The 1,116-nt window shown below is 44.7% G+C and carries 2 protein-coding genes and 1 pseudogene; 2 read left to right on the top strand and 1 reads right to left on the bottom strand.

What is annotated here, in order from left to right:
- A partial coding sequence (locus QUA16_RS36755; RefSeq protein WP_333109799.1) for a class II glutamine amidotransferase occupies window positions 1-773 on the top strand: 773 nt, incomplete at its 5' end.
- A 34-nt stretch (window positions 774-807) separates the two neighbouring features.
- On the opposite strand, the pseudogene QUA16_RS37130 reads toward QUA16_RS36755, so the two are convergent.
- Window positions 808-894 (bottom strand): annotated as a pseudogene (locus QUA16_RS37130) (WG repeat-containing protein); the annotation flags it as partial.
- A 35-nt stretch (window positions 895-929) separates the two neighbouring features.
- Between QUA16_RS37130 and QUA16_RS36750 the strand changes: the two are divergent.
- Window positions 930-1,116 (top strand): hypothetical protein (locus QUA16_RS36750; RefSeq protein ID WP_333109800.1); only part of this gene is annotated, 187 nt, incomplete at its 3' end.

Here is a 1,116-nt window from a genome sequence, read left to right as displayed (position 1 = left end):
GCAATGTTCCAACAGATATTTGCTTTTCTTTTGAGGGTTTTTCTGCAAGAGGTGGCAGAACAGACGTTCATCAAGACGGTTGGGGAATTGCTTTCTTTGAAGGTTTGGGATGTCGCCTTTTTATAGACTCTAAACCTGCGATTGCTTCTCCGGTTGCAGAAGTAGTGCGCCGCTATCCCATTCATTCAACTAACGTCATTGCTCACATCCGCAAAGCTACCCAAGGCGAAATTGCTTTGGAAAACTGCCACCCTTTTATTCGGGAACTTTGGGGGCGCTATTGGGTTTTCGCTCACAATGGAAATCTGGAAAATTTTAATCCAGAACGTGCCGGATTTTACAAGCCTGTTGGCAAAACTGACAGCGAAAAAGCTTTTTGTTTGATATTAGAAAAGCTGCGCTCCACTTTTCCTCAAAGCAAGCCTGCTGTAGCGGAAATTTACCCGGTACTGGAGGAAATTACTAAAAGTTTGGCAGAACACGGAATTTTTAATTATTTACTTTCGGATGGAGAACACTTGTTCACCCATTGTTCTACTAATCTGCATTATATTGTGCGACAAGCACCTTTTGCTAGCGCTCACTCGATCGACGAAGATGTAACTGTCGATTTTCGGGAATTGACCAACGAGGACGATCGCGTGGCTGTTATTGCCACTTTTCCGCTGACTGATAACGAAGTTTGGACGCAAATTCAGCCGGGAGAATTGCTGGTATTTCAGGATGGTTTGCCGGTCAATTCTGGACGGCTGGAGTTAAGTTACGAGGCTTAAACAAATTTAAAGCCTAAACAGAGCATCGAACCTGCTAAATGAATAGCTTTCCAGTTTGATTGATGAAGCCAGATTTGCCATTGCGCTTGACAGCGGCTAAGCCTTCGGAAAAACTGCCTACAGCGGAAACTTAGGGGCGATCGCCCACTAGCCTGCTTGATTGATATATCCCACCCTTTTGAAGCCCTAACTGCTGCTAAACCTTCATTAATTGAGCCGGGATTGCACAATTTGATGATGATGCTTGTAGGGTGTCCCGCCTTCAGTGAAAATACACCTGACTGGCTACGATATCCCATCCCACAAAACAATCAAAATCATCCCCCAATTATGCAACGGCTTC

The organism is Microcoleus sp. S13_C3, from assembly GCF_036700905.1.
In the GTDB taxonomy this organism is placed as follows: Bacteria; Cyanobacteriota; Cyanobacteriia; order Cyanobacteriales; family Microcoleaceae; genus Microcoleus.
This window is presented reverse-complemented; position numbering and strand designations above follow the sequence as displayed.